The 26,047-nt window shown below is 61.7% G+C and carries 21 protein-coding genes; 7 read left to right on the top strand and 14 right to left on the bottom strand.

Features of this window, described 5'->3' with window-relative positions; translation table 11 throughout:
* Nucleotides 1–34: 34 nt before the first annotated feature.
* Nucleotides 35–334 carry a DUF5076 domain-containing protein gene (locus GRAN_RS07880; protein ID WP_128912366.1) on the top strand — a complete coding sequence of 100 codons (300 nt, stop codon included), beginning with the start codon at nt 35–37 and terminating at the stop codon, nt 332–334.
* Here the strand turns inward: GRAN_RS07880 and msrA are convergent, their stop codons facing one another.
* The 6 genes from msrA to GRAN_RS07910 form a co-directional block, all read right to left on the bottom strand.
* Nucleotides 335–1,054: a peptide-methionine (S)-S-oxide reductase MsrA gene (gene msrA / locus GRAN_RS07885; RefSeq protein WP_128912367.1), complete on the bottom strand. Its 720-nt coding sequence runs from the start codon at nt 1,052–1,054 to the stop codon at nt 335–337.
* A gap of 79 nt (nt 1,055–1,133) precedes the next feature.
* The gene (gene mnmG / locus GRAN_RS07890; protein ID WP_128912368.1) at nt 1,134–3,263 is read right to left on the bottom strand and encodes a tRNA uridine-5-carboxymethylaminomethyl(34) synthesis enzyme MnmG; all 2,130 of its coding nucleotides are present in this window, start codon (nt 3,261–3,263) and stop codon (nt 1,134–1,136) included.
* A gap of 350 nt (nt 3,264–3,613) precedes the next feature.
* Entirely contained in the window at nt 3,614–4,621 is a 1,008-nt protein-coding gene (locus GRAN_RS07895; protein ID WP_128912369.1) for a family 43 glycosylhydrolase, read from the bottom strand.
* Between the two features lie 234 nt (nt 4,622–4,855).
* Nucleotides 4,856–5,836, bottom strand: coding sequence for a VTT domain-containing protein (locus tag GRAN_RS07900; RefSeq protein ID WP_128912370.1), 981 nt, complete (start codon nt 5,834–5,836; stop codon nt 4,856–4,858).
* Nucleotides 5,837–5,919: 83 nt separating this feature from the next.
* Complete coding sequence (locus GRAN_RS26625) at nt 5,920–9,189, bottom strand: TonB-dependent receptor (RefSeq protein ID WP_128912371.1); 3,270 nt, start codon at nt 9,187–9,189, stop codon at nt 5,920–5,922.
* Between the two features lie 185 nt (nt 9,190–9,374).
* Nucleotides 9,375–12,683 carry a TonB-dependent receptor gene (locus GRAN_RS07910; protein ID WP_128912372.1) on the bottom strand — a complete coding sequence of 1,103 codons (3,309 nt, stop codon included), beginning with the start codon at nt 12,681–12,683 and terminating at the stop codon, nt 9,375–9,377.
* A gap of 297 nt (nt 12,684–12,980) precedes the next feature.
* Between GRAN_RS07910 and obgE the strand changes: the two genes are divergently transcribed.
* The 3 genes from obgE to rsfS are packed head-to-tail and all read left to right on the top strand — an operon-like array spanning nt 12,981 to nt 15,291.
* Complete coding sequence (gene obgE, locus GRAN_RS07915; RefSeq protein WP_128912373.1) at nt 12,981–14,081, top strand: GTPase ObgE; 1,101 nt, start codon at nt 12,981–12,983, stop codon at nt 14,079–14,081.
* A 4-nt stretch (nt 14,082–14,085) separates the two neighbouring features.
* Nucleotides 14,086–14,670 carry a nicotinate-nucleotide adenylyltransferase gene (gene nadD / locus GRAN_RS07920; protein WP_128912374.1) on the top strand — a complete coding sequence of 195 codons (585 nt, stop codon included), beginning with the start codon at nt 14,086–14,088 and terminating at the stop codon, nt 14,668–14,670.
* Between the two features lie 48 nt (nt 14,671–14,718).
* Nucleotides 14,719–15,291, top strand: a complete 573-nt coding sequence (gene rsfS / locus GRAN_RS07925) for a ribosome silencing factor (RefSeq protein WP_128912375.1) — start codon at nt 14,719–14,721, stop codon at nt 15,289–15,291.
* 104 nt (nt 15,292–15,395) lie between these two features.
* On the opposite strand, the gene GRAN_RS07930 is transcribed toward rsfS, so the two are convergent.
* Nucleotides 15,396–19,010, bottom strand: a complete 3,615-nt coding sequence (locus GRAN_RS07930; RefSeq protein WP_128912376.1) for a TonB-dependent receptor — start codon at nt 19,008–19,010, stop codon at nt 15,396–15,398.
* A 262-nt stretch (nt 19,011–19,272) separates the two neighbouring features.
* Here GRAN_RS07930 and GRAN_RS07935 point away from each other — a divergent pair, with 262 nt between their 5' ends.
* A complete protein-coding gene (locus GRAN_RS07935) occupies nt 19,273–19,728 on the top strand; it encodes a 23S rRNA (pseudouridine(1915)-N(3))-methyltransferase RlmH (protein WP_241654402.1) in 456 nt (151 codons plus the stop codon).
* Between the two features lie 5 nt (nt 19,729–19,733).
* On the opposite strand, the gene GRAN_RS07940 is transcribed toward GRAN_RS07935, so the two are convergent.
* Nucleotides 19,734–19,970, bottom strand: a complete 237-nt coding sequence (locus tag GRAN_RS07940) for a hypothetical protein (protein ID WP_128912377.1) — start codon at nt 19,968–19,970, stop codon at nt 19,734–19,736.
* A 117-nt stretch (nt 19,971–20,087) separates the two neighbouring features.
* On the opposite strand from GRAN_RS07940, the gene accD reads away from it, so the two are divergent.
* Entirely contained in the window at nt 20,088–20,933 is an 846-nt protein-coding gene (gene accD / locus GRAN_RS07945; RefSeq protein ID WP_128912378.1) for an acetyl-CoA carboxylase, carboxyltransferase subunit beta, read from the top strand.
* A 67-nt stretch (nt 20,934–21,000) separates the two neighbouring features.
* Here the strand turns inward: accD and GRAN_RS07950 are convergent, their stop codons facing one another.
* Together GRAN_RS07950 and GRAN_RS07955 are read right to left on the bottom strand one after the other, a co-directional pair.
* Nucleotides 21,001–22,776, bottom strand: coding sequence for a M20/M25/M40 family metallo-hydrolase (locus tag GRAN_RS07950; RefSeq protein ID WP_128912379.1), 1,776 nt, complete (start codon nt 22,774–22,776; stop codon nt 21,001–21,003).
* A gap of 77 nt (nt 22,777–22,853) precedes the next feature.
* Complete coding sequence (locus GRAN_RS07955) at nt 22,854–23,183, bottom strand: hypothetical protein (RefSeq protein ID WP_128912380.1); 330 nt, start codon at nt 23,181–23,183, stop codon at nt 22,854–22,856.
* A 34-nt stretch (nt 23,184–23,217) separates the two neighbouring features.
* On the opposite strand from GRAN_RS07955, the gene GRAN_RS07960 reads away from it, so the two are divergent.
* A complete protein-coding gene (locus GRAN_RS07960) occupies nt 23,218–23,976 on the top strand; it encodes a hypothetical protein (protein ID WP_128912381.1) in 759 nt (252 codons plus the stop codon).
* A gap of 3 nt (nt 23,977–23,979) precedes the next feature.
* Here GRAN_RS07960 and ruvA read toward each other — a convergent pair whose 3' ends face one another.
* From ruvA to GRAN_RS07980, 4 genes are all read right to left on the bottom strand, one after another.
* Nucleotides 23,980–24,585 (bottom strand): Holliday junction branch migration protein RuvA, encoded by a 606-nt coding sequence (gene ruvA / locus GRAN_RS07965; protein WP_128912382.1) that lies wholly within the window; start codon nt 24,583–24,585, stop codon nt 23,980–23,982.
* A gap of 57 nt (nt 24,586–24,642) precedes the next feature.
* A complete protein-coding gene (locus GRAN_RS07970) occupies nt 24,643–24,828 on the bottom strand; it encodes a DUF1059 domain-containing protein (protein ID WP_128912383.1) in 186 nt (61 codons plus the stop codon).
* 82 nt (nt 24,829–24,910) lie between these two features.
* Nucleotides 24,911–25,573 (bottom strand): PspA/IM30 family protein, encoded by a 663-nt coding sequence (locus GRAN_RS07975; protein ID WP_128912384.1) that lies wholly within the window; start codon nt 25,571–25,573, stop codon nt 24,911–24,913.
* Between the two features lie 175 nt (nt 25,574–25,748).
* Complete coding sequence (locus tag GRAN_RS07980) at nt 25,749–25,976, bottom strand: hypothetical protein (protein WP_128912385.1); 228 nt, start codon at nt 25,974–25,976, stop codon at nt 25,749–25,751.
* Nucleotides 25,977–26,047 lie beyond the last annotated feature (71 nt).

Genomic DNA, 26,047 nt, shown 5'->3' on the forward strand with positions numbered 1-26,047 from the left:
CATTGAGTGTGAGAATGACTTTAAGAGGTGAGCGATGGGGGCAGATAAGGTATTGGCGATTCCACCAGCTGCGGTGAGGGACCGGGCTTCGTTTGAAGTTTTGCGGGTTTGGATCGCGGAGAAGGGCCAGCATGTGAGCATCCAGAGCGGGGCCTGGGATGATCCGTTTGCGTGGGGAATTGTCCTGGCCGATCTGGCGCGCCATATTGCGCTGGCGCACCAGATGCAGGATAAGAAGGTCGATACAGAAAAGTTTATGGAGCGGCTGCTCGAAGGTTTTCAGGCGGAGATCGAAGATCCTACCGATGAACCCGAAGGCGAAGTGACGCAGTAGTTATTTGCCTTTGTAGGTCTGGAAGAGATCAGGAAACTCGGCTTTGAGAGCTTCGATCTTTGGGCGGTCGCAGACCTGGATGTACGGGTTGTTCGGGTTGTTGGTTGCGTAGTCCTGGTGATAGGCCTCGGCGTCGTAGAAGCCCTTGAGTGGCGTGACTTCGGTGACGATTTTTGCCTTGAAGATGTGTGCCTCTTCGAGCTGGGCGATGTAAGCCGAAGCGACTTTCTTCTGCTCTTCGTTCGAGTAGAAGATGGCGGAGCGATAGCTTGTGCCCTGGTCGGGTCCCTGGCGGTTGAGGGTGGTGGGATCGTGGCCGACGGTGAAGAAGATGCGGAGAAGCTGACCGTACGTGATCTTCGACGGATCGTAGGTAATCTCGACCGACTCGGCGTGGCCTGTCGTTTCCGTTGTCACCTGATCGTAGGTGGCGGTATTTGCGTTGCCTCCGGAATATCCGGCTTCGGTGTGGATGACGCCCTTGACGCGCTGGAAGACGGACTGCGTTCCCCAGAAGCAGCCTCCGGCGAAGACTGCCTTTTCGCGGCCTGCGTGAGGCTGCTCGTCGACCTGCGGGACAGGTGCTGGCGTCCTGAGGAGGGCTGCGCCCTGGGCGTGGGAGACGCCGCGCCAGCCAAAGGCGACCGCGGCGAGGATGACGAGAGCGAATGCTCCGGCGCGGAGCGTTCCGGAGAGATCGAATTTGCTGGTTGCTGACATGCTGTGGCCCTTTCTTGAGCCGGTATTCGGAACTGCACTTCTATAGGACGCGAATCAGACTCAAGAGATACAGAGCAGGCTAGCTAGCGCGGGCTTTCGCTTGAATTTCGAGGAAGCAGTTGACGAGGGCTACGGCGGCGGGAGTAACGCCGGGGATGCCGCTGGCCTGGCCGAGCGTCATGGGACGGACGCGGGTGAGGGTTTCGACCATCTCGCGAGAGAGACCGGAGCAGGCTTTGTAGTCGAACCAGAGGGGGATCTGGCGGTTTTCGGCGCGCTTGAGCTTGTCGATGGAACGCTTCTGCTGAACGAGGTAGCCGGAGTACTTGATCTCGGTTTCGACCGTCTTCATCTCGTTGCGGACCCAGGCGGGAAGGTGATCAGGAGTCTCGGCGATGGCTTCGAGCCATGGATACAACGGATGAGTCATTTGATCCCACATCTCAGAGGCGAGGTGTGGGGCACCCGTCTTTGCGGCGAGCCTGGCTAGGAACATGGGGGCCAGAAGGTCGATTGTCAGTTCGGGGCGCTTGAGGAGTTGGGCGTAGGTTTGTCCCTTGAGCGTATGCGGGTCTTCGGGGGCGATCGCTTCGACGATCGCGACGGTCGGCTGCTCGGTGGTGACGCGGGTAGTCTCAAGGAGCTTCGCGAAGGCGGCGGAGCGTGCCTGGCGGGCCTCGTAGGCGGCCCAGGTGGCGTCGTCGATGAGGCCGAGACGGCGGCCGTACGGGGTGAGGCGAAGGTCCGCATTGTCGATGCGAAGGTGGAGGCGGAACTCGGCGCGGCTGGTGAACATGCGGTAGGGCTCGTTGGTGCCCTTGGCGATGAGGTCGTCGATGAGGATGCCGGTGTAGGCCTCGGAACGGTCGAGGGTGAAGGTTGGGCAGGGAGGCCGGGCGTCCTCGTCTCCCACCTTAGGCGATGAAGCCGCCGAAGGTGGGGCACCCTCATCTTTTCTCCACGTTGCGTAGAGGGCGGCGTTGATTCCGGCCATGATGCCCTGGCACGCGGCCTCTTCGTAGCCTGAAGTTCCGTTGATCTGGCCGGCGAGATAGAGGCCTTCGAAACGCTTCACCTTGAGAGTACGGTCGAGTTCGGTGGGGTCAATAGCGTCGTACTCGATGGCGTAACCGGGGCGGAGCATCTCGGCGTTCTCGAGGCCGGGGATGGAATGGACCATCGCGGCCTGAACCTCCATGGGGAGCGAGGTCGACATGCCGTTGATGTAGACCTCGTGGGTGGTGAGGCCTTCGGGCTCGAGGAAGAACTGGTGCTGGGTCTTGTCCGGGAAGCGGACGATCTTGTCTTCGATGGACGGGCAGTAGCGCGGGCCGATGGCTTCGATCTGGCCGGTGTACATGGGGGAGCGATGTACGTTCTCGCGGATGAGACGGATGGTCTCGGGCGTCGTGGTCGCGATGTGGCAGGAGATCTGGCGGAGGGGGATCTTTTTCGTGCTGAAGGAGAACGGGGTGGGGTCGGAGTCGCCGGGCTGCTCGGTGAAGCGGGACCAGTCGATGGTGCGGCCATCGAGACGCGGAGGCGTTCCGGTCTTGAGGCGGCACTCGCGGAGGCCGAGGCGCTTGAGGGCTTCGCCGAGGAGGACGGAGGCGGGTTCGCCGGAGCGGCCGGCAGTGTACTGCTGCTCGCCGCAGTGGATGAGGCCGTTGAGGAAGGTTCCGGTGGTGACGATGGTGGCGTGGGCGTAGATGGTTCGGCCGTCGCGGAGTTTTACGCCTCGGATGGTTTGGGGTTCCGTGGATCCCACCTTAGGCGATGCAGCCGCCGAAGGTGGGGCACCCTCGGTTTCGACTGGACCGATTTCGAGGTCGATGACTTCGGCTTGCTTGATGAAGAGGTTGGACTGGGATTCGAGGACTTCGCGCATCTTGACGCGATAGAGGGCCTTGTCGCACTGGGCGCGAGGGCTCCAGACGGCGGGGCCTCTTGAGGTATTGAGGAGGCGGAACTGGATGCCGGTGGCGTCGGCGACCTGGCCCATGATGCCGCCCAATGCGTCGATTTCGCGGACGAGATGGCCCTTGGCGATACCGCCGATGGCGGGGTTGCAGGACATCTGGGCGATGAGGTCGAGGTTCAGGGTGAAGAGGGCGGTGCGGAGACCCATGCGAGCGGCGGCCATGGCCGCTTCGCAGCCGGCGTGACCGGCTCCGACTACCAAAACGTCGTATTGTTCGGTGTACGGCATAGTTTCGACCCCCTCCCCCCTCCCCATAGCCCGGGTACAAGTCTTTCATTTTGTAGCACTTACGAAGAAGTTACGGCTGTAAATGATAGTAAACAAATGGCTTACGCCTAAATATTAGCAAATAAAGAGCTTACGCCGACATGAGAGCTCGCAGCTAAAGAAAGGCCTCTTCTCGTATCTTTCTGCTTCTATTTTATCGAGTTCACCGTAACTCGCAGGACATCGACTTTTCCTTTTCCTTTGTTGAACTTACGCTCTTCGAGGGCTTGACAAGCGAGTTTACGGGCAAATACGCGAAAAATAAATTTCCGTGCGATTTAACCGGGTTTCTTGCCGATTTCGAATGCCTGCTATTCGTCGAGGAAAGAGGCTCCAGGATCAAGGTGGATGTGGGTGGGAATATCGCGGTCGGCGATGATGGTGTCGCCTTCGAGGTGAAGCTCGGCTACCTGGAGGACGGTGCGTTGTTTTGAATTCGGGATGTTCGGGTCAAGGTCGGGGCCGGACTGGTGAGTGAAGTAGAAGATGTAGGCGCGGCCTCCGCTCACGATGACGTCGCAGTGGTGGCCGAGCGTGCGATCGGTCGGGTGGGTTCCGGGGATTGCAAGGATGCGGCTGGGCTGGGACTGCCAGTGGTCGAGTGTGGCGGAGTGGTAGACGGCGAGGCCGTCCCAGGCGTCGACGATGAGCCAGTTCTGGCCTTTCCAACGGAAGACCTTAGGACCCTCGCTGTGGATGTCGGAGATGGCGACGCCGGACGGGGTCCAGTGGGAGAGGTCGGTGGAGTCAGCCTGGTGGATGTAGCTGTGGTCGGCCTCGTCCTTGTACCACATGCGCCATTTGCCGTTGCCGAGGGGAAAGACGCAGGGGTCGATGACGCGGCCGGAGGCGAGGTCGAGCTTGCGGTCGAAGGTCCAGTGAACGAGGTCGGGGCTGGTGAGGTGATCGATCTCGCGGGGGGCGTTCCAGTCCTTGAAGATGCCGGGAACGAGGGTGAGGTACATGTGGTATTCGCCATTTGCGTCGATGATCTCTGGCGCCCAGTGGGTGGAGTCGGGCCTGGTGTTGGGGATCTCGGCGATGCCTTTGTAGGTCCAATGGGCTCCGTCAGGCGAGGTGGCGATGCCGAGACGGGTGCCGTGGAGCCAGGAGACGTCTTTCGGAGGAAGAGTCATGTCGGCGCGGCGGTTGGTGTAGAACATCCACCACTGTTTCGTGGCGCGGTTCCAGATGATCGTGGGGTCGGCGGCACCGTCGTGGATGGGGTCGCGGAAGAGGGGTTTGGGGGCTTCGGAGCCCTGGGCTTGGAGGGTTATCGGGAGGGCCAGGAGGAGCAGGAGGAGGAGTTTGGAGGGCATGGGGCTCCGGTGAGAACAGACAGACGCAGATTCCCTTCGGGAATGACAACCAGAAAAGCAACGGCAGGTGCGATTGAGCGTTTACGTTCCCACCTTCGCCGACGATGAGACCGTCGGAAGATGGGGCATCCCTTTTCGTGGCCTTCAGAGTGAAAGCGGTCTCGCTTCGCTCGATACCCCACCCTATCCGACGATGAGACCGTCGGAAAGGATGGTGCACCCATTGTTGGCTCTTTATTCGAAGCGGGGCAGGTGCTCAATGTCGCTGGAGGGAACCATTTCTACGGCTCCGCCGGCTTTGATCCAGGCTTTCAGGCCGCCTTCGATGACGGAGGTCTTGCAATTTTCCTGCTCGAGCATGTGGGCGATACGGACGCTGGTGGTGTCCTTGATGCAGGAGCAGTAGAGATAGATTTCGCACTCGGGGGCCATGAACTCGCGGAGGGCTACGAGTTCCTCTTTCAGGCGGCTGGGTTCGACGCGGATGGAGTTCTTGATGCGCTGCCCGCCTGGGTCGTAGTAGCCGTGGCTGCGGACGTCGGCGATGATGACGAGCTTGCCGGGGTCTTCGGACTGGAGGCGCTGGTGAAGGCTGGCGGCGCTGACACGCTCGATACGGCGGTACTTGCGGGCGCGGAGTTTGCTGATGCAGTACATGGCCCCGTAAAGGAGGAGGAGGCAGATGACGACAACGGTGACGGCGTGGCCGAGCTCGTTGACCCAACGGACAATATCGTTGATGAAGGCGCTGAAGAGATAGCCGCCGAGCATCCAGGAGCCGACGTAGCCGAGGACGCCGAGAGCATCCATGCGCAGGAAGCGGGTGAAGCGCATGTTCAACGAGCCGGCGAGGGGCGCGGCCATGGAGGCGAGGCCGGGGACGAACTTGGCGAAGAGGAGGGTCTTGGGGCCGCGGCGGTAGAAGTACTCGGCGGAGCGGAAGATGCAGTTTTCGGGGTTGGGCGACATGCGGCAGAGGCCGGAGAGGAGCCACCAACCGGTGTACTTTCCACCGAAGTAGAGGAGCGAGTCTCCCAAGACAGCGGCGCCCCATGCGAGAGGGAGGACGAGCCAGAGCTTCAGGACGGTGTGGGAGGCAGCGCCGGCGCCGAGGAGGACGACCGAGCAGGGGAGTGGGAGACCGCTGGCGGCGGCGAAGAGGACGATTGCTGTGACGGCATACCCGTGATGCGCGATGATGCCGAGGATTCCCATGAAGCTCCTACGCTGTCGTTCTGCGGTTTGATGCGAACTCTGACGATAGCAGCTTGCGTTGGAGGTGGGAATCGGATGGAGGGCTAGAACTCAAGGCGGAGGGTGAACTGGAGCTGGCGGGACCGGGAGGTGGAGGTTCCGGAGTCGGTGTAGGACCCGAATGGGCGAGAGGTGATGCCTTCGGCTGCGATGGTGGGGGCGTCCTGATAGGTGAGGGGCGTGATGGGGGCGGCGGGGGTTCCGAGGGAGTTGAGGTCGCCGACGAGGTAAGCGCGCTGGGTGACGCCGGCGATGTTGACGTGGTTGGCGAGGTTGTAGGCCTCGGCGGAGGCGGTGAGGATGAGGGATTCGCAAAGGCGGACGGCGCGGGCGAGGCGGAGGTCGAGTGTGGTGGCGGTGGGGAGCTGGAGGGTGTTGCGGCCTACGGTGGGGAGGTAGAGGGCTCCGCCGGAGCCGTTGAGACTCTCGTGGCCGCCGGGAAGGTAGGTGCCGCCGAAGAGGGTGTAGGTGTACGGAGAGCCGCTGCGGCGTAAGAAGATGGGGGTCAGGGCCCAGCCGTTGAGGGCGAGGCGGAGGGTGCGATTCGGGGTCGTGAGACGGGGGCGGAGGGTGGCGGTCGCGACGAAGCGGAAGGGGAAGTTGAGGGTAGAGAGGCCCTTGTCGTAGCGGTTGGTGAAGGGGTCGAGCTGGTTGTTCTGGCGGGGGATGGCGCCCTGGGTGGGGTTGTCGTCGATGGCGCGGGACCAGGTGAGGCTGGTGATGAAGGAGAAGGTCTGGGAGGCGCGGCGGGCTTCTACCGTTAGGGCGTGGTAGGTGGCGTTGGCAGTCGAGGTAATGGCGGTGACGGGGCCTACGGTGGGCGTGAGGCGGGCGGTGTAGAGGGGCAGGGCGAAGGTTTCGCCGTCCATAGCTCCGAGGACGCCGGGGCCACCCTGGAGCTGGTAGATGGTTTTGGTAGTGCTCGGGGCTATGTTGAGGTCGGTGGTGCTGGGGAGCTGGCGGTCCACGTTGACGCGGTAGGTGGCGAGAGCGGTGAGGCCGAGAGGGAGTTCGCGCTCGGCCGTGAAGGATGCCTGCTGGACCATGGGGAGACGGAAACGGTTGGAGAAGAGGGTGGCGGCGGTTGTGTCCTGGAGCGCGGCGGCGGGTGAGGCGAGGTATGCGCAGGGATAGCCGAAGCCCTGGTTCTGTACCTGGGGGCAGGCGGTGGTAGTGCTCGGGGTAATGCGGATGCGGGTGGTGCTGGTGGGGAGGTCAGTGTTGAGGAGGGCGGCGCGGATGGTGGCGCCGGGGAGGCGTCCGTAGAAGAGACCGTAGCCAGCGTGGAAGGTGAAGCCGATGGCCTGGAGGGAGAGGCCGAGGCGGGGGGCGATGTTGTTTCGATCCTGGGGGAACAGGCGAGTGGAGGCCTGGGGGAAGAGGGCGTCGAGGGCGGAGTTGGGGTTTTGAGCAGGTGGGAGGCGATCGTAGTCGTAGCGGGCACCGACGTGGAGGGTGAGTCGGGGGATGATGCGGATGTCGTTCTGGAGGAAGCCGGCCCATTGCTGGGTGTTGAAGACAACCTGCTGCTGGCCAAAGCTCTGAGTAAAGGTCCGGAAGCAGAAGAGGTGGTCGGCGGCGGTGATGGAGGGGCAGCCGCCGTTGGGGTAGGCGTTGACGTTGAAGGTATAGTCGGTGATCCAGTCGACGAGGCCTCCGGCGCGGCCGTGGGTGGCTCCGCTGTCGTACTGGAAGGTTCCTTCCTGATTGTTGAGGGCGGAGACGCGGGTGTGGACGGCGGCGAAGTCGATGCCGGCCTGGAGGTGCTGGCGGCCGTGGGCGAAGGAGACGAGGTCGGCGAACTGGAGGCGGCGCTCGTCGGGGTAGGCGGCGCGGCCGAGGTTGGCAGGGGTTCCGAAGATGAGGCCCTGGGGGCTGATGGCGACTTCGGGAGCGAGGCCGTTGGGGGCGATGGCGGGCTCCTGGGGGAGTGGCGTTTGCGGGGTCTGGGTCTGGAGCTCGCGGCCGTACTGGAGGCGGAGGTCGTTGGCCAGGCTCTCGGTTGGCCGGACGAGGATGCGGGCCAGGGCGGTGTCGACCTTGTCTCCGGTATTGCCGATGCTGGCGCGGGCGCGGGAGACGACAGGTGTGCTGAGGGCGGCGGCGGGCTGGTTCCAGCGGGCTCGGTTGTATTGCAGGCTGCCGTTGAGACGTTCTGCCGGGCGGAGGTCGAGCTTGGCGAAGGCTACGTCGCCGTCAGAACGGCGGGGAGTTGAGCCGGTGAGGCTATCGAGATAGTTGAGGGCGGTGTTGGTCTTCGCGGTGGATACGCCTCGGTTGGCGAGGAGGGCGCGTTGGGTGGCGGATAGGGTGTAGAAGCTGGGGTCTTCGGGTGACGAGATGGCAGGGAAGCCTCGACGCTGACCTTCGTAGGCTCCGAAAAAAAAGATGCGGCGGGGAACGATGGGGCCGGAGGCGGTGGCTCCGAACTGCTGGCGAGCGTCGTGGGGCTTTACGGCGGCGCTGGTGATTGCGCCGCTGTTGTAGGTGGTGGCCTCGGCGTAGGGGTTGGTAGCGGCGAAGGCGCTATCGCGGACGGCGCCGAAGGCTGAGCCGTGGAAACGCACGGTACCGCTGCGGGTGGTCGTGGTGAGAATGCCTCCGGCGGCGTGTCCATAGAGCGCGGAGTAGGTGTTCCCGGTGAGGTGGAACTCGCGGATGGCGGCGTGAGCGAAGGTGAAGGGCGTGGCGGCGTTGCGGATAGAGCGGGCGGAGGCATTGCGGCTTGTGGCGCTGATGTCGGAGAGGCCCTGGCCGGACTCGTCGGAGAGCTCTGGATCGACCGGTGTGCCGGAGCCCTGGGGGGTGGAAGAGAAGCCCTGCGTCTGGTCGCCACCGTCGAGATGGAGGGAGTTCTGGGTGGCAGGAAGGCCGGCGTAGGTGGGGAGGGATTCGTCCTGGGAGTTGGAGTCGGGGACGGCGGCTTCGGGGGCTTCGGCCTGGCTCTCGGCACTCGGACGGGAGTGTTCGGTCGTTTGCAGGAGGGGAGTGACGAGGCCCAGATGGACGGGGATGTGAGTGCGGCGTTGCGGAGGACCGTCCGGACTGGTCAGCTCGATCGTATAGTCTCCGGGCGGGAGGTGGGCGAGGAGAAAGTAGCCGGTGCGGGAGCAATGCGTACTCATGCTGAGCCCGGTTTCGGTTTCGCGGGCGATGATCGTTACGCTGCCGGGAATGCGGCCGGAGATCGCGCCGTCGGTTGCGGACTGGGCGGAAAGCCGTTGTAGCTGCGCGGCGAGGAGGACGCCCAAGACGAGGGTGGAATACGGGCGAACTCCCGGTGTGGCCGGGGCGATGCGGAGTGGTGTTGGCACGATGACTCCCCTAGTACTGCTCTGCGGTGAGGGGGAAGGGTCTTGTGGTGAACCGGGTAAGGCAACGACAGATACGCCGGGCGGAATCCTGGTGAGAGGAATTCTACGACGCGGGTTCCCTTTTGGAACGCTAAATAAAAAGCGGCAGCCGAAGCTGCCGCTCGTTCGGACGCAATGGTTGTTGTCTAGAAGAACAATCGCGCTCCAGCCTGAATGTTGCGCGGGCTGTAGGCGAAGTTGCTGTTGACGGAGTTGACGTAGCCAAAGCCGCCGGTTGCGGTGCGGGGCTGATAGGTGAGGGTTCCCGAGGAACTCGTTGCGTTCGATGTTGAGGCGACATTGTAAGCGGTCGTCACGAGGCTGGTAATGTTCTGGAAATTGGCGACGTTGAAGGCTTCGCCGACGAACTGAAGATTGAAGCGGTCCGTGAGCTTGAAGTCCTTCTGGATGCGGACGTCGATCACGAGGTCGCGTGGGTAGGTGTTGGTATTGCGACCGACCGCTGGGAGATACGTGACGGCAAGACCGGAGAGACCGCTGTTGACGGCCTGGAGGCAGCCGGTTGCGGTGCATTGCGCAGGGGCCGTGGTGCCGTTGACGGATGCGCTGTACGGAAGACCGGATTGCACCTGCAATGCGGGTTTGATCGACCAGCCGTTGGTGGCTCCGTCCACGAAGCGGTGCCCCCTGGTGCCGGGGAGGTTGAGGATAGCCCAGCCGACGGCCCGATGGCGCACGTTGAGGTACGAGTTTCCGTAGTTCGCCTTGGCGTTGCCGTAGGGGTCAAAGAAGTTGTTGCTGCTGAAGCCGGTGACGGAGGTCTGGTTGTAGTCGAGCGCGTGCGACCAGGTGTAGTTGATGTCAAAGCTCAGGAAGTTGTTGGCGCGTTTCGTAACGCCGACGGTGGCTCCATGGTAGTTCGAGTTGACGTTGCTGACCCCGGCATAGACGGCACCGTACGCGGGGTTAAGGTTTACGCTGGCGCTCGACCCGGCGCGACGCTGGCCATAGACCTTGACCGGGATGACGGCACCGCACGTCAACGTTCCGCAGGTGCCATCCGTGCCCGCAAGCACGGTGTAGTTGACGGTGTAGGCGTTGGCCGGGTTGATGTTGAGGTTGAGGCTGTTGGGGAGCTCACGGCCGAGGGCACCGAGGTAGCTGAGCGAAAGCACGGTGCCCCAGCCGAGATCCTGCTGCACAGCAAGGTCGAACTGTTCGGTGTAGGGATTCTGAAAGTGCGAATCGATGTACTGAATATCGGGTGTCTGCCCGACGAAGCTGGAGGGGAGCGCCGGTAACAGGGGAGCGCCGGCGGAAGTGGGGGACGGGATGTTGTAGCTCAACTGACCCGCGGCAGCACCTGAGGCAAACCGGGCGCCGAGGATGTTGACGTTGGGAATCCGGCCATAGTAGATGCCAAAGCCGCCACGGACGACGGTCTTGCCGAGGCCGAAGGGGTCGTAGGCGAAGCCGAGGCGCGGGGCAATGTTGTTCTTGTCACTGATCTGGTTTGCGCTGGGGGCGAAGCTGGAGACCACGAGGTTCGCCTGCTGTCCGGGGATGGACTCGTAGTCGTAGCGAACACCCAGATTGAGCGTGAGGCGGGGCGTGAGTTTCCAGTCATCCTGCGCGAAGAAGCCGTAGTCGACGGTGGCGAGATCGAAGGTCGTTCCACCGACCGTCTGGTGGAAGTAGCTGTAGCAGCCAGCCGGTGTGTAGACACCCCCAGCGGTCGTGCCGCAGCCTCCGCCGACCCCGCTCAGCGCATCCTGCGCGAAAGCGAGGATCGATGTGTAGTTATAGGTTCCATTCGGCGAGTAGCCGGAGTAACCGAGAGTGTTCTGCAGATCGTAGTTGTGCACGATGTCGAGGCCGAATTTGACGGCGTGCCGGCCAATCTGGGCAAGGGCGGTGTCGCCGATCTGCCACTTGCGCTCATCAGGAAGCGCGGGGCGGAAGGCGTAGTAGGGCTGGCCGGCGATGAATCCCTGTGATCCGTTGTTGAGGTTGACCTGCGGGGTATTGCCGTTGAAGGTGAGGTACTTGTTGACGAAGCTGCCGTTCGGCAGGGCGCTCTCATCGTTGAGCTCGCGACCATACTGATACCGTGCTTCATTGGTGAGGTTGGAGTTGATGGTCGTATCGAGCTTGGCCAGGGTGTAATCCAGCTTCACGAAATCCTGGGCGAAGCCTTCCTTGCCGTAGAAGACGTTCGACTGCGTCTGAACGCCGCCAGGGGAATCCCAGCGGAGGCGGTGATAGAGGAGGCTGACCGTGTTCTTCGCGTTGATCTGGTAGTCGAGTTTGGGGGTGTTGATGATCTGGAAGCCGATGCGCGGCGTGGTCCCGAGGTCGGTGTTGGCGGCAGCGATGAGGTTGTTATAGGCCGCGGATGCCGTCGTGGCGCTCGTCGCAACGCCAGTGCCGTTCTGAATGCTGGTAGCCAGCGTGGCAGACTGCGCAGCGGTGAGCGGGGTGTAGAAGGAGGCGGAGGCAGCGGAGCCGGTCCCCGGGAAGACGCGCTGGAAGCGGTCGAAGGCATAGAAGAAGAAGAGCTTATCCTTGATCAGCGGGCCGCCGACCCCGAAGCCATACTGGTTGCGCTTGTCCTTGGGCTTGAAGAAGACCTTGCTTGCGGTACCGGCGACTGGATCGTAGGCGATGGTGCTGGTGAACTGGTTGGATGCGCTCCACTGCTGATCGCGGTGATAGAAGTACAGTTCGCCGTGAAACTGGTTGGTGCCGCTCTTGGTGACCGAGTTGATGACCCCGCCCACGGCGCGTCCGAATTCGGCCGAGTAGACGCCGGTGTTGATCTGGAACTCGCGAATCGCGGTCTGGGCGGTGGAGTAGCCGGCGCGAGTGCGGCCACGCTCTTCGCCGTAGAAGACCTGGTTGTCGTCGGCGCCGTCGATCTCGACGTTGTTGAGCTGAGGCTGGATGGCGCGGAAGGAGATGAGTCCGAAGCCCTGAGCGTCATTGGTCACGCCGGGAGTGAGCAGCGAAAGGCTCGACCAGCGGCGGTTGTTGATGGGGATGTTCTCGATCTCCTGGTTCGAGAGCTGACCACCATAGGCCGGGGTATCGAACTTGAGGACGGGAGCCTGCGCAGTGACTTCAACGACCTGGGTCTCACCGCCGGCCTTGAGATGTGGGCTGACTTCCGTGACGAAGTTAACCTGAACGCTTACGTCCGAGGAACGCTGGGTGTTGAAGCCGGGGAAGGTGAAGGTCACCGTGTAGGTGCCGGGGGGGAGTTGCGGCGCTTTGTAGAAACCGCTGCCGTCACTCTTCAGGACAACTTCAGCGTTCGTTCCGTCGTTATGAATCGCGACCTCAACACCGGGGACGGCTGCGTCCGATGAGTCGAACACTGTGCCGGAGATGGCTCCCTGGGTGGTCGATTGGGCGGATGCGAGAGCAGTCAAGCCGAAGAGGACGAGGGGGGCGAAACACCCTCGCAGCTTTCTATTGAGTACGTTGTTGGTCATCTGGATCTCCTAGAGTAAGAGGGGGAACTTCCGGTTCACTGCTGAATTCGGCGCGTAGCCTTTCCAGGTCCTGCGAACTGGTGAGTGGTGTAGGTCAAAAGTTACATACTCCGGTTAACGGGAGATGACGGAGCGCCTAGTGGGCACGAGCGTGTGATCGGATCACAGGGCTTCGGCGGATCCTTTGCTCCGGTCGCTCCAGGGGAGGTACCAGGCTATAAGTGCTTTGGGTGAGGGGTTAGTGTAGCGTGGTCTCCGGAGCGATGTCCAGCCTCTTCCGTTACACTAGAGATTGCGATGTTTATTGATGAAGCAAGAATTCGAGTAAAAGCCGGAGACGGTGGAAACGGCTGCATGGCGTTCCGGCGGGAGAAGTTCGTGCCGCGCGGGGGGCCGTCGGGCGGGGACGGCGGGCACGGCGGAGACGTCGTCATGTCGGCGTCGTTGAGCCACAATACGCTGGTGCACTTCCGGTTCAATCCGGAGCATAAGTCACAGCGCGGCGGGCACGGGTTGGGGTCGAACTGCTCAGGGTACTCGGGCGAGCATACGGTGCTGCAGGTGCCACTGGGCACGCTGCTCTTCGACGACGATACCGGCGAGCTGATCCATGACTTTACCCGGCTGAATGATCAGATCGTGATCGCCAAGGGCGGGCGCGGCGGGCGCGGGAATCAACACTTTGCGACCAGTACGCACCAGGCTCCGCGAGAGCATGAGCTTGGGCGAGCGGGTGAGGAGCGGAACTATCGGCTGGAGTTGCGGCTGCTGGCAGATGCCGGGTTGGTCGGGTACCCGAATGTCGGGAAGTCGACGTTGATTTCGAGGATTTCGGCGGCGAAGCCGAAGGTGGCGGATTATGCGTTTACGACGCTTGAGCCGAACCTTGGGGTCGTGTCGGTGGGGGATTGGCCGCATACGCAGTCGTTTACCGTGGCGGATCTGCCGGGGCTGATCGAAGGGGCGCACCTTGGGGCGGGGCTGGGGATCCAGTTTCTGAAGCATATCGAACGGACGAGCGTGATCGTGCACCTTGTCGATGTGTCGGATGGGTCGGGGCGCGAGGATCCTGTCGAGGACTACAAGGTGATCACCGAGGAGTTGAAGAGCTTCGATCCCGAGCTGGTGAAGAAGCCAACCGTGCTTGTGGCGGCGAAGATTGATGTCGCGAACCCGGAGAAGCTCAAGAAGCTGACGGCGATGGCGAAAAGGCGGAAGCTTCCCTTCTATGCGATGTCGGCAGTGACGGGCGAGGGGATTGAGCCACTGAAGTTCGCTCTGGCGGAACTGGTGGCGACGCATCGGCCGATCTCGCTCGAGGAAGAGGCGCCTGCCCCGGAGAAGACGAAGCCCGCGTATCCGCCACCGCCGAGTTCGGCGAGGCGGCGGTCCAGCTAGGCGGATGCGGGTCGCGCTGTTCGGTGGAAGCTTCGACCCGCCGCACCGGGGGCATGTGGCGATCGCCAAGGCTGCGGCCGATGCGTTTCGGCTTGATCGGGTGCTGTTTGCGCCGGTGGGGCGGCAGCCTCTGAAGCGGGATGCGCTGATTGCTTCGTTCGAGGATCGGCTTGCGATGGTACGGCTTGCTTGTGAGGGGGACTCACGGCTGGTGGCGTCGGATATGGATGCGCCGACTGGGGATGGAACTCCCAATTACACCGTGGATACGCTTGTCCGGCTCGGCGCGAGGTTTCCGGGCGCTGAGCTTTTTTGCGTCGTCGGCGTGGATGCGTTCAAGGATATGCCGCGGTGGCGGGAGCCGGACAGGCTGAGGTCGCTCGCGGAGTGGATCGTGGTGACTCGCCCGGGATATTCAGTGGAGATTGCCGAAGCTGGGGGGGGGAAGCACCTGCTCGAGACGGTGCATGAGGACGTGTCGGCGACGGATGTGCGCGAACGGCTGCGTGAAGGGCTGCGGTGCCAGGATCTCGTTCCGGTCCAGGTGCTGCGGTATATCGAGGAGCACGGCCTCTATCGACGGCAATAAGACGGTTTGACGCTGGTTTGTGGGGCGACAACCCGATACCATAGAGGGATGGCCTCTACCGAAAGCTACCAGCTCTTGCTCACCGCGGCGGCCGCCTGCGAAGACAAGAAAGCCGAAGATATCCGGATCCTCAAGCTCGACCCGTCGGAGAGTGGACTCACCGACTACTTCCTGATCTGCAACGGCACCAACGACCGCCAGAACGTCGCGATCACCGACGAGATCGAGATCCGGCTCAAGCGGGACTTCGGCGTGTATCCGAACTCGGTTGAGGGACGCCGACAGGGAGAATGGGTGCTGATGGATTACGTGGACTTCATCGTCCATGTGTTCTCGCCAGAGAAGCGGGCGTTCTATGGGCTGGAACGGCTGAGGAAGTCGGCGACCACGATCAGTGTCGACGACCTCAATGAGGAGTTGAAGGCGTCGATTGCGGCGGCGCGGGTGAAGACGCCGAAGAAGCCGCTGTCGGGAGAACGGGCCGAGGAAGAACCGGTTGCTCCGAAGGCCAAGGCGAAGAAGGCTGCGAAGAAAGTCGCTGCAAAGGTTGCGGCGAAGAAGAGTGCCGCGAAGAAGGTTCCGGCGAAGAAGACAGCAGCAAAGAAGAAGTCCACGAAGTAGTGTTCCGCCGTCTGTCGGCTGACTCGGATTGCGCCTTCCCTGGCTACTGGAAATAGAAATGCGGAGAGCCGAAGCTCTCCGCATTTCGTTTTACTGGGTGAGGGTTAGAAGTTCAGCTTGAGCTGGAACTCGGTAGAGCGAGGACCGCCCTGATCGAAGGTACCGGATCCACGACCGACACGGTATGCCTCGATTGCTCCCGGACCAGCCAAGCCGTTGACATTCCCCGTCAAGGTGTTGACCGTACCGCCATTCCCGTCACCCCCGTCCGCGACATTCTGCAGAGTACCTGAGGGGCCCTTGCTGGGATCGAAGTTGCTGAAGTTTCCGACGTTGTAGAAGGCGATCGCAGGCTCGAGGCTCATTCCTTCCCGGAACCGATTGAGACGAATCGGATAGGAGAAGTTCAGATCCATGCCACGAATGGATGGATTGCCAAGGGCACGCGCCTGGGGAAGGGTGGCGATAGGTTGAATGGCTGCACCGATCGCGACCAACTGCTGCTGAGTGAAGAGGCCGGCGGCTACGAGCGCCTGTCCTGCCGGGGTGAGCTGGTTGGCATGGGTGTTGTTGAAGTTCTGGATGAAGGCACCAAGATTGGTTGGCTTGACGCGATGCATGTAATCGCCCGGGAGGGTTCCGGGAACCAGATCAGCCACTGTACCGTCACCGGTGACGTCGGTCTGGAAGATGTTGCCGGTGGTGAGCGGGTTGTCGAGGAGCAGGGTCGTCGGCGCAGCCGAGCTGAAGTGGCCGACGATGCCGATCTGCGGTCCGTACTTCATGGTGAAGGAGCCGCCGAAGGATACCTGGTGCTTGTGGTCGAGGTTCGCGCGACCGATGTAGGCGTTCGGGTTGTCGTTATCGTAGGAGAGACCGCTGAAGAACTGGTCACCCGTGGAGTTGTTGCTGCTGCTCACGATACGAGACAGGTTATAGGACACCTGGATATTGCCGCGATCGACGAATTTGAACGGATGCGACTTGGCCTGACGGAAGACGACCTGGAGAGCGTCGTAGCCAGAACGGCCGATGGGCTGAAGGAATGCACCTGAACCGAGCAGCTGATTCTGACCAGGGAAGGCAGCACCGGTGTTTGGGGTCACACCATTGAAACCAGCTGACAGCCCGCCATTGAAGTTCGCACCGGAGTCAAGACCGTTGCCGGCGAAAGACTGCAGTATTCCGTTGCCGCCCAGGATGTTGGCGCCACCGGCACCCTCGCCAGCTGCTGCAATGGTGCAATTGATGGCAGCCTGAGAAGAGCCACCCGCGCAACCCGCAGCCGCCGTTGTTGCGGCAATGGCATTCTTGGCCGCAGTGACGTTCAAGTAGCGGGAGGCCCCAAGATGGTTCAGATCGGTCTCTTGCGAGATCTTGATGGTGCTGTTGTGGATGTAGTCCGCACGAAGGATCGCGCCCTTGGCGATCTCATGCTGGATGCCGAAGTTCCACTGCTGCGAGTAAGGGGTTTTGTAGTTGGGGGCGTAGATGCCGGCGGCATCGAGCGTCTGCCCGATATAGGCGCCGTTTGCCGAGGTAGCGTTTGCAGCGCTGTTCTGCTGGTAGAGCTGCTGAAGGGCGATTGCATACGGAGCGGCTGAGGCAACTGAACCGGAGCAGATCGATGCGATGGAGCGAGTGACCCCGCCGACCGTCGCGCTGTTTACTACGGTTCCGTCGGGCTGCACGAAGTTTCCCGACGCGCAGATCGATTTGTCGTTGAAGAAGGCGCCTTGCTTGATGACGCCGGTGCGGGCGTTGGTGGTGTTGTTGAATACGTCTCCCTCGAAGAAGATGCCGTAAGCGCCGGTGAGCACGGTCTTGTGGTTACCCGGGGCGTACGCGAAGCCAATTTGAGGAGCGAAGTTTCCGTAGGGCTGGTGGACGTGACTCTGGGTGAAGCTGGGGTTATAGGCCGAGAAGAGTGGCGTACTGCCAGTGCAGGGAAGAAGGCTGGGATCCAACGTACTGCTGATATCCGAGCAGTTGGGGGTGGCAAGGTCCTGGTTGGCGCGACCGGTGTCGACGCTCCAGCGGACGCCGGCGTTGAGGGTAAAATTCGACGTGAGCTTGATGGTGTCACTGATGTAAGCGCCTTCACGCCAGTCGCCCACTCCACCACCGATGAGCCCGAAGCCCGAGTGCTCGGTGAAGAATCCCAAGCCGTTTCCAAGTACGATCGAGCTGGCATGGTAGCCGTTGATGGCATCGGTCGGATCGCCAATGGCGGTTCCGGAGGTCTCGCGGATGCGCGGCGCGAGTCCGAAGAAGGCCGCGAAGCCGCCACCCTGGATACGGTTGAGGCTGTAGCCATACTTGAAGCTTTGACGGCCCTTAGTCCAGCTTCCGTCATAACGGAACTGCTTGTCGGACTGGAAGGTGCCTTGTGGGGCGAGGTCGTTCGGCCCGGTGTAAAGGTTCTGAACGACGTTCTCGAACGTGATTCCAGGCAGAAGGTTGAAGATACCACCGCTCGCGTCGGAGATCAGGTTGTGGAACTTCTCATAGGAGCCGCGGAAGGAGTGGGTAAAGCGACCGGTCTGGAAGTCGGCACCACCGGCGATGCCCGGGGTATTGTCACGATTCGCATAGCGCTGGAAGCCGTCGCCGAAGGCGCTGGCGACCGAGTTTACGTTGTAGTTGCCACGTACGAAGTAGTGACCGCCGAGGGGACCGTTATAGTCCAAGCGGACAACCGAATAGGTTTCCTTGTAGGGAGTGGTAAGGGATAGGCCCTGATACTGCGGAAACTGGGATCCGATCGAGATCGGCGTGGCGCTGTCCTGCTTGATGCGTTCGATGTTGCCGAAGAAGAAGAGCTTGTCCTTGAAGATGGGGCCGCCGGCACTTCCACCAAACTGGTTGCGCTGGAAGGGGGCCTTCTGGCCCTGAACATCCGCGAACACGGCGCGGTAATCCTGGAAGTTGTAGAAGGCCTGGCCGTGGATGCGGTTGGTTCCGCTCTGGCTGGCGACGAGAACCTGCCCGGTCGAAGTGATATCGCCCGAGACGTCCTGCGTCGAGCGGTTGAGCTGGAACTCGGAGATGGAACCCTGCGAGACGTTGAAGATGGTCGTGCCGACGGTTTCGTCCGTGATGTCCTGACCATCGAGGAGGATACGGGTGGTACGTCCAGAGACGCCGCCGACCGAGATAGCGGAATAGCCGGCCTTGGTGGGATCGAAGCTCTCACCCGACTGGAGGATGACGCCCGGCTCGATTTGCGCGATGTCGAGGAAGTTGCGTCCATTGATCGGCAGGTGCTGAATCTGCTCGTTGGTGAGGACGTCGGAGACTCCTGCCTGCTCGGTGTTCACCTGAAGCTCGCCGGCGGTGACCTCGATGGTCTCGCTCGACTGTCCGACGGACAGCTTGAAGTTACCGCTGGTCGCCGTACCGGTACGAACCACGGTGGTGACGACGAGCTTCTGGAAGCCAGGCGTGCTGACGGAGACTTCATAGGTGCCAGGGTTCAGCGGTCCGATGCTGTAAAAGCCCGCCGAGTCGGTGGTGATAGACCGGGTGAACCCGGTATCGATACCGCGAATATCGATGGACGCTTTGCTAAGAACCGCATTGCTGGGGTCGGTGATCGTACCCTGGATCGATCCGCCGTTCGTCGATACCGCCTGGGCGAAGCTTATCGGCGCTGCTGGCCCGAAGCTGACGCCAAAACTCATTGCTGCCGCTAAGGCCAGAGGAAAGAACTTCTTCATCCTATGTTTCTCCGTGTGAGCACCGGCGCTCGTGATGCGGTGCTTCGGTTATGTTTCCGGTAGGCCCGCGTATGGTAACCCCGAAAAGTTTGTGGATTGTCTGTAGTTGGACTTGCAACTTTCGTGCCATTCTCCAAACTGTCACAAACGGCTTGTTTTCAGGTTTATTGCAGCCACGCGATGCGTCGGATATGAATTTCTGTAGAAAAACGGGAAAAGTGACTTTAGTGCTACGTTTGTATGGATTTTGGCGGAGACGGAGATGATGGAGATCGTTCAGAGCTGGATTGCGCCACGCACCACGGAACGGGCGGCGGCGGGGGGCGATCTGATCGCGGATTATCACCAGCGGAGCGCGCGCTATTGCCCGTGCGAGCGGGAGTCGTTTTTGGATGAGGGGGCGTTCTGGGGCTGGGTGGAGAAGCAGGGCGGCCGGGGAAGGACGTTTATCGTGCTGCTGGATTCGCGGGGGAAACAGATGTCGTCGGAGGCCTTTGCCGAGAGGCTTGGGCGGCTTCGGGATGACGGGGTGAGGCGGCTGGTGCTGGCGATCGGGCCGGCGGACGGGTGGACAGCGGCTTCGCGGGAGAGGGCGGATCTACTGCTGTCGTTTGGGCTGATGACGCTTCCGCATCAATTAGCGCGGGTGGTTCTGGCGGAACAGGTGTACCGGGCGCTCACGATCCTGGCGGGGCATCCCTATCATTGTGGGCATTAGGCGAATCAGTCTGCCGCCGGTTTGCGGCCCTTGTTGTGGCGGACGGTGTGCTCTTCCACACATTTGTCGGAGACGAAGACAGGGTTTGGGCACTTTCCGGCGGCGGCGCGGGTGAAGGACCGATAGAGCTTGGAGACGTCGACGCGGCCGTTGTGCAGTTCGCGGTCCATGGCCGCGTGCATGGCGGAGATGAGTTCCTCGCGGAGTTCGTTGAAGACTTTGTCTATATAGATGTAGGGCACGAGTTCTCCGCGTCCTCAAGGAAGGAACGCTCTGCCTAAGCCTACCAGTGAGGTGATCGGGCGCGGGAGGCGGCGCGCCGGTACAATGGTTGGAGCTTTGCGGAAGGCAATGAAGCAATGACCTGGTTCAAACGAGAAGATCACGAGATCATCAACGACTCCGAGAAGACGGTACGGACGGAGGGTCTCTGGATCAAGTGCGACAACTGCCGGAAGATCCTGTGGAAGGCCGATTTAGAAGCGAACCTTCAGGTCTGCATGTACTGTGGGAAGCACTTCCGGATCGACGCGCGGAGCCGGATCGAGATCCTGATGGAACCGGGTTTTGAACTGGTTGACCTGGAGCTGAAGTCGACGGACCCCCTGAACTTCTGCGATCTGAAGCCTTACAAGAGAAGGCTGGCGGAGGCGCAGGAGAAAACCGGGTTAAATGATGCGATCGTGAATGCAATCGGGCAGATTGGCTCCCACGACGTTGTGATGAGCGTGATGGAGTATGGGTTCATCGGCGGAAGCATGGGAGCGGTCGTTGGGGAGACGATTGCCCGGGCTATCGATCGGTCGCTGGCGACGTCGAATCCGCTGATCATCGTTGCAGCCTCAGGCGGAGCGAGGATGATGGAGGGGATCGCGTCGCTGATGCAGTTGGCGAAGATCTCGAGCGGGCTTGCCCGGCTGGATGACGCGAAGATTCCCTATATCTCGGTGATGACGGATCCGACTACCGGTGGCGTTACAGCGAGTTTTGCGATGCTTGGGGATTTGAATATCGCGGAACCGGGTGCGCTGATTGGGTTTGCGGGGCCGCGGGTGATCGAGCAGACGATCCGGCAGAAGCTCCCGGAGGGGTTCCAGCGGTCGGAGTTTCTGCTGCAGCATGGGTTTCTGGATGCAATCGTGCCGCGCAAAGAGATGAAGGGGTACCTCGCGCAGGCGCTGGACTGGATGGCTCCGAAGGCTTAGGCATGATTTAGGGCGCAAAAGGAGGCGAGAGCTTATGCTCCCGCCTCCTTTTGTTTGTAACGGATTGCTAGTGGGTGGTATCCGCAGGGCCGGTGGCGTTTGGGTAGATCCCTTCGATGGGCGCGGAGAGCTGCTTCTCGTTTTCGGGATGCGGAAAGGGCTTGCGGGGCATCATGGCTTCGCGTTCGGAGGTGTTGTAGAGGAAGATGGCTTCGACGACGGCTGCCTCCTCAAGATCGGTGGCGTGGAGACGGTCGACGGTATCCATGTTGGAGTGGTGGGTGCGGGTAGCGTAGTCCATCGGATCCTGGATGAACTGGAAGCCGGGGAGGCCGACGGCGTCGAAGGCGAGGTGATCGGTGCCGCCGGTGTCGCGCGTGGTGATCGTGGAGACCCCGAGGTCGGCGAGCGGGGCGATCCACTGCTTGAAGATGGGCGCGATGGCGAAGTTGCCCTGGGTGTAGACGCCGCGGACCATGCCTGTGCCGTTATCGAGATTGTAGTAGGCATCGAGAGTCTCCCACTCTTTTGTCGTCTTGAGCGGGCCGTGGTTGCGGCTCATGAAAGAGGGTGTTCCTGCCGGATCGGGGGTCCTGGAGGGCTCGAAGTCACCGAAGTGAGTCTTCACATAGCCCAGGGAGCCGTAGAGGCCCTGCTCTTCACCGGACCAGAGAGCGATGCGGATGGTCCGGCGGGGCTTGATGCCGAGCGTCTTGAGGATGCGGACGGCCTCCATCGCTACGACGGAGCCGGCTCCATTATCAGTAGCGCCGGTGCCGGAGATCCAGCTATCGAGATGGCCGCCGACCATGACGACCTCATCCTTCAGCTTGGGATCGGTACCGGGGATCTCGGCCACGGTATTGAAGCCGTGCTCGTGGTCACCGGTGGTCTTGGTCTCGATGTTGAGCTCGAGGGTGACTGGAACCTTGTTCTGGAGGAGACGGCCGAGGCGGTTGTACTGCTCGACGACCATGACGGCGTTGGGGATGGTGACGGCGTTCTCGCGGGTCTGGGCCCCACGGATGAGGTTGGCGCCGTTGTCGTCGAAGATGATGCCGGTTCCGCCGCCGCTTGAACCATCGCGGGAGGGAGTGATGATGGCCACGACACCTTCATCGACCATGAGCTTGAGGGCCTTTGTGCGTAGGGCGGCGAGGCGGAGACGTTCTGCGATGGGATAGGCTCCGGCACGCGAAGCCTGGGGGCCCTCCATCTCCTTGAGCTGCTCGGGGGTATAGCGGGTGAAGAGCGGATCGGTAATGTCGGGCGTGGCGCGCATGGCGCCGAGAAGAACGATTTTGCCGGAGAGCTTGCCCTTGAACTTGTCGAGCGAGGCTTCGTCCTGAAGCTCGACGTAGACGGCGTCGGCGGTGATTGGACCCTTGGTGGGCGGCGACCATGGGGCGGCCTGGGCCCAGAGCGGTTCGGGATCGGGCGAGACCATACGGACCCAGGTGTTGATCTGCTGCCAGCCCATGCCGAACTCGCCCCAGTCTTCAAGGTGCGCGTTTTCGAGGCCGATCTTAGTCAAGGTGTCGCGGGTCCAGGCGTTGGCCTTGGCCATATTCGGCGAGCCGGTGAGGCGCGGACCGATGCCGTCATTAAGAGCTCCGGCGAATTCCATTACGTGCGAGTGGCGGAGGCCTTCTTCGCGTATGCGCTGGTACATGGTGAGGTCGAGGCTTTCCTGCGCGGGCTGCGGGCCGTAGGCGCTTTCAGCCTTCTTTTCGGCCTTGGCGTCGAGCGACTTTTTCTGGGCGGGGAGAAGCGTGGGGAGGGTGAGGCAGGCGAGCGTGGCGAAGCAGATGCTCCGATGCACGGCGGAGCGGGCGATGGACATTTCGGGTCGAGCCTCCAGGCAGATGTCGTGGAGGCTTGAGGATAACAAAAGAACGTGGGGTGAATATCCGGTTTGAATCAGGCGCGTCGAAGCTGGCGGCGTGCCCAGAGGGTTCCCAGGTAAGCGTAGGCGATGAAGAGAACGACGACGCCGATGGGGAGGCCGAAGCGCTTGTAGGCGAAGGAGTAGTCGATCGCGTGGCTGCCTGCGGTGTTGTACACAAGAAGCGAGATGATGCCGACGAAGGTCGCGGCGAAGAAGGCGGCGAAGCCTGTTGCGGTTGCCATGAGGAGGCTGGTGAACCAGCCGAGATCGCCGACGGGAACACCGAAGAAGTATCCCTGGCCGGAGAGACGGGGTGTGGGAGAAGCGGGTCGGGTTTGCTTGCTCGTCTGAGTCGGGGTCATAGGGCTACCTTCTTCTACAGATAGAATACCGCTCATGGCAGAGGGTTTGGACAACGGGTTGGTGCGCGCGATCGACGTGGCGCGGGATGTGATTTTGCGGCACGCGCCGAATGGCGTGGCTTTTGGTGTGTACGGCGATTCGGGGCTCTCCGACCAGGAGCTCGAGAGGCTTGTTCAGGCAGTGCCGCTTGAAGTCGCCGGGAAGCTGGGGTTGAAACAATACTTTTTCGTGCCGCTTGCGATGAATGCCGGGCGGAGGGGTGGGGATGCCGAGACGATGATCGCGCCCACCTATACGACTGAGCTTGCGGATGATGCGATCTGCCATCGGAATGTGAAGCTTGGGCCTTCGGTGGATGGGGTTTTTCTCTCGACACGGCTGCTTGGGGACAAGTTTGCCATTGCTTTCGAGCTTTTTATCAACGTGGGACATGGGTTTGTTGAGGTTGCGGGGGTTCCGGCGGCGTTTGCGGAGCTTTGCTGGTCTCAGGCATTGGCGGATGTAAGGGGCGAGACTAGCCAGGATTCGTGGGAGAGCCGGGGGCTTGCGCTCGCCGAAAAAGGCAAGGTGGACGAGAAGGCCAAGGGCGAGTACATCGAGGCGGCGTTCTCGGATGGGCTCGCGATTTACCTGCTTTCGCTTTCTGTCGACTTCGACTATTCGGAACTGCGGGAGAGAGAGTACCCGCTGCTTGCGCCGCAGGCTCTGGCGGAGCGGCTGCGGCTTGTGGCGAAGCTGTTTCCTCCGAATCCTGGGTATGAGTTCGCGATCAAATATCGGCGGCGGGCGTAAGCCTCAGCGAATGCTGGACATGGCTGCGCGGAAGAGAGACTCGAAGTCGGCGGCGGATTCGGGGTGGCGGGCGATGGCACCTTCGATGGCCTTCTGGGCGGCGGGGCGCGGGTAGCCTAGGTTGACCAATGCCGAGAGGGCGTCTTCGGCGGCGGGGCCGTAGTGGGTCGTGGTGGTGGTTTGTGGAGTGGCGGAGGGGTAGGCAAGGTCGTCCAGTTTATCTTTCAGCTCCAGGACGACTCTTTCGGCAGTTTTCTTGCCGATTCCGGGGATTTTTGTAAGGGTTGCGTGATCGGAGCCTCGGATGGCGTTGACGAGGCGTTCGGGGGCTATGCCGCTCAGGACCGTAATTGCCAGCTTCGGGCCTATGCCTGTGATCGTCAAGAGCTTCTCGAAGAGGCGTTTTTCGTGCAGTTCGGCGAAGCCGAAGAGGGCTAGCTGATCCTCGGCCACCCTGGTGTAGATGTGGAGAGCTATCTCGCTCCCCTCGTTGGGGATTGAGGTAAAAGTCGTGACGGAGATGGCCACTTCGTAACCTACGCCGGCGCATTCGACGATTGCCTGGTTGGGGGATTTGGTGAGAAGGCGGCCGCGCAGGTGGGCAATCATGCGTCTTAGTGTACGTTTTGGTTCGGCAGGATGTGGGCCATTGTGCGGTAAACGTGGTTAGCCGTTGCGACGAATGGCTTCGAGGACGTGCTCGACGGCCTGGTCCTTGAAGTGGGTCAGGTTGTGGACCTCGGCCGCGTGCTTCTCGATGACGGGGAGCATCTCGTCTTCGGAGTTTCCTTCGAGCTGCCAATTGCAGTCGTAGCCTACGTCCTTGCAGTGGAAGTGCTTCTTCGCGGCCATGGATCACCTCTTTGCGGGTGAGATGCCGGGTGGGGCGAACGTCTCCGCGATGATGTTGATGGGCCGGTAATGTGGGCTGGCGCTATTGGAGTAGGCGGTTCTGGTTTCGGTTTTTCAGGTCCTGGAGGAGGGCTTCGACCTTGTCTTCGCGCTCCATGTTCTGGAACTGGTCTTCGAGGGTGGGCTCGGTGAGGAGGGCGTTGTGGGCGGCGTTGGTGGATTCGGTCTGGGTGATGGTGGTGCGGAGGCGGTTGAGGGTGGTGGTGGGGTCTTGAGCGCCTGACGGGGTAGCCTTCTGGATGGCGCGGGCGCGGCGGGCGCGGGCGATCAGGAGGTCGGTCTCGGTGCGGGTCTCGGCTAGTTTTTGCTGGAGGCGGTTGTAGGCGGCGCGGAGGTTTTCGGTCTCGGTGGTTTGATCCTCCAACTGCTGGGTGAAGCCCTCGGCTAGCTGCTGGCTGGCGAGGGAACGCTCGAGGGCGGCACGGGCGAGGTCGTCCTGCTGGCGGGTGACGGCAAGCTCGGCCTTGTGATGCCACTCCTGGGCAGAGGCTTCGTGGTCTTTGCGCTTCTTCTGGAGGAGGTGCTGGTCGGCGATGGCGATGGCTACCTGGGTCTTCACCTGAAGGAGCTGGTTTTCCATGTCCAGGACTAACTGGCGGGCCAGTTTTTCGGGGTCCTCGGCGCGCTCAATGAGGTCGTTGATGTTGGCGCGGAGGAGGGTGGCTACGCGTTCGAGGAGGGCCATGATGGTTCCTTTCGGGGCTTCCGGGGCTGACGCCCTTTGGCTTGGCTGATGGTGATGGCACGGATGAGGCCGTGCCAATAAGCAGGACAGTTGGACGGTGGTGCATTACTGCAACGACAACAGAAGACGCAGATTCTCTTCGGGAATGACAACCAGAAAGGCAACGGCAACGGCTTTAGAAGCGGCGGTCGAATAGGCGCTCTAGGGCTACGAGGGCGAGGATGGTCATGAGGCCTCCGCCGAAGCGGGGGCGGCCGTAGCCTCCGCAGTTGTTGTAGCCGTAGCCGTTTCCATAGCCCCAGTGGCGGCGGTGGTGATGGTGGTGTCCGAAGACGATGCGGCGGACGACGTGGACGATGAAGAAGATTATGAGGGCGGGGGCGATGAGCAGGAGGGTGATCATGGGTCGTTTCCTTTGGAACGATCGGATGAAGGTGGTGGGTTTGCCTTGGACGTTGTTGCCGGTTCTCCCAC

This window comes from Granulicella sibirica, assembly GCF_004115155.1.
Taxonomy (GTDB): Bacteria; Acidobacteriota; Terriglobia; order Terriglobales; family Acidobacteriaceae; genus Edaphobacter; species Edaphobacter sibiricus.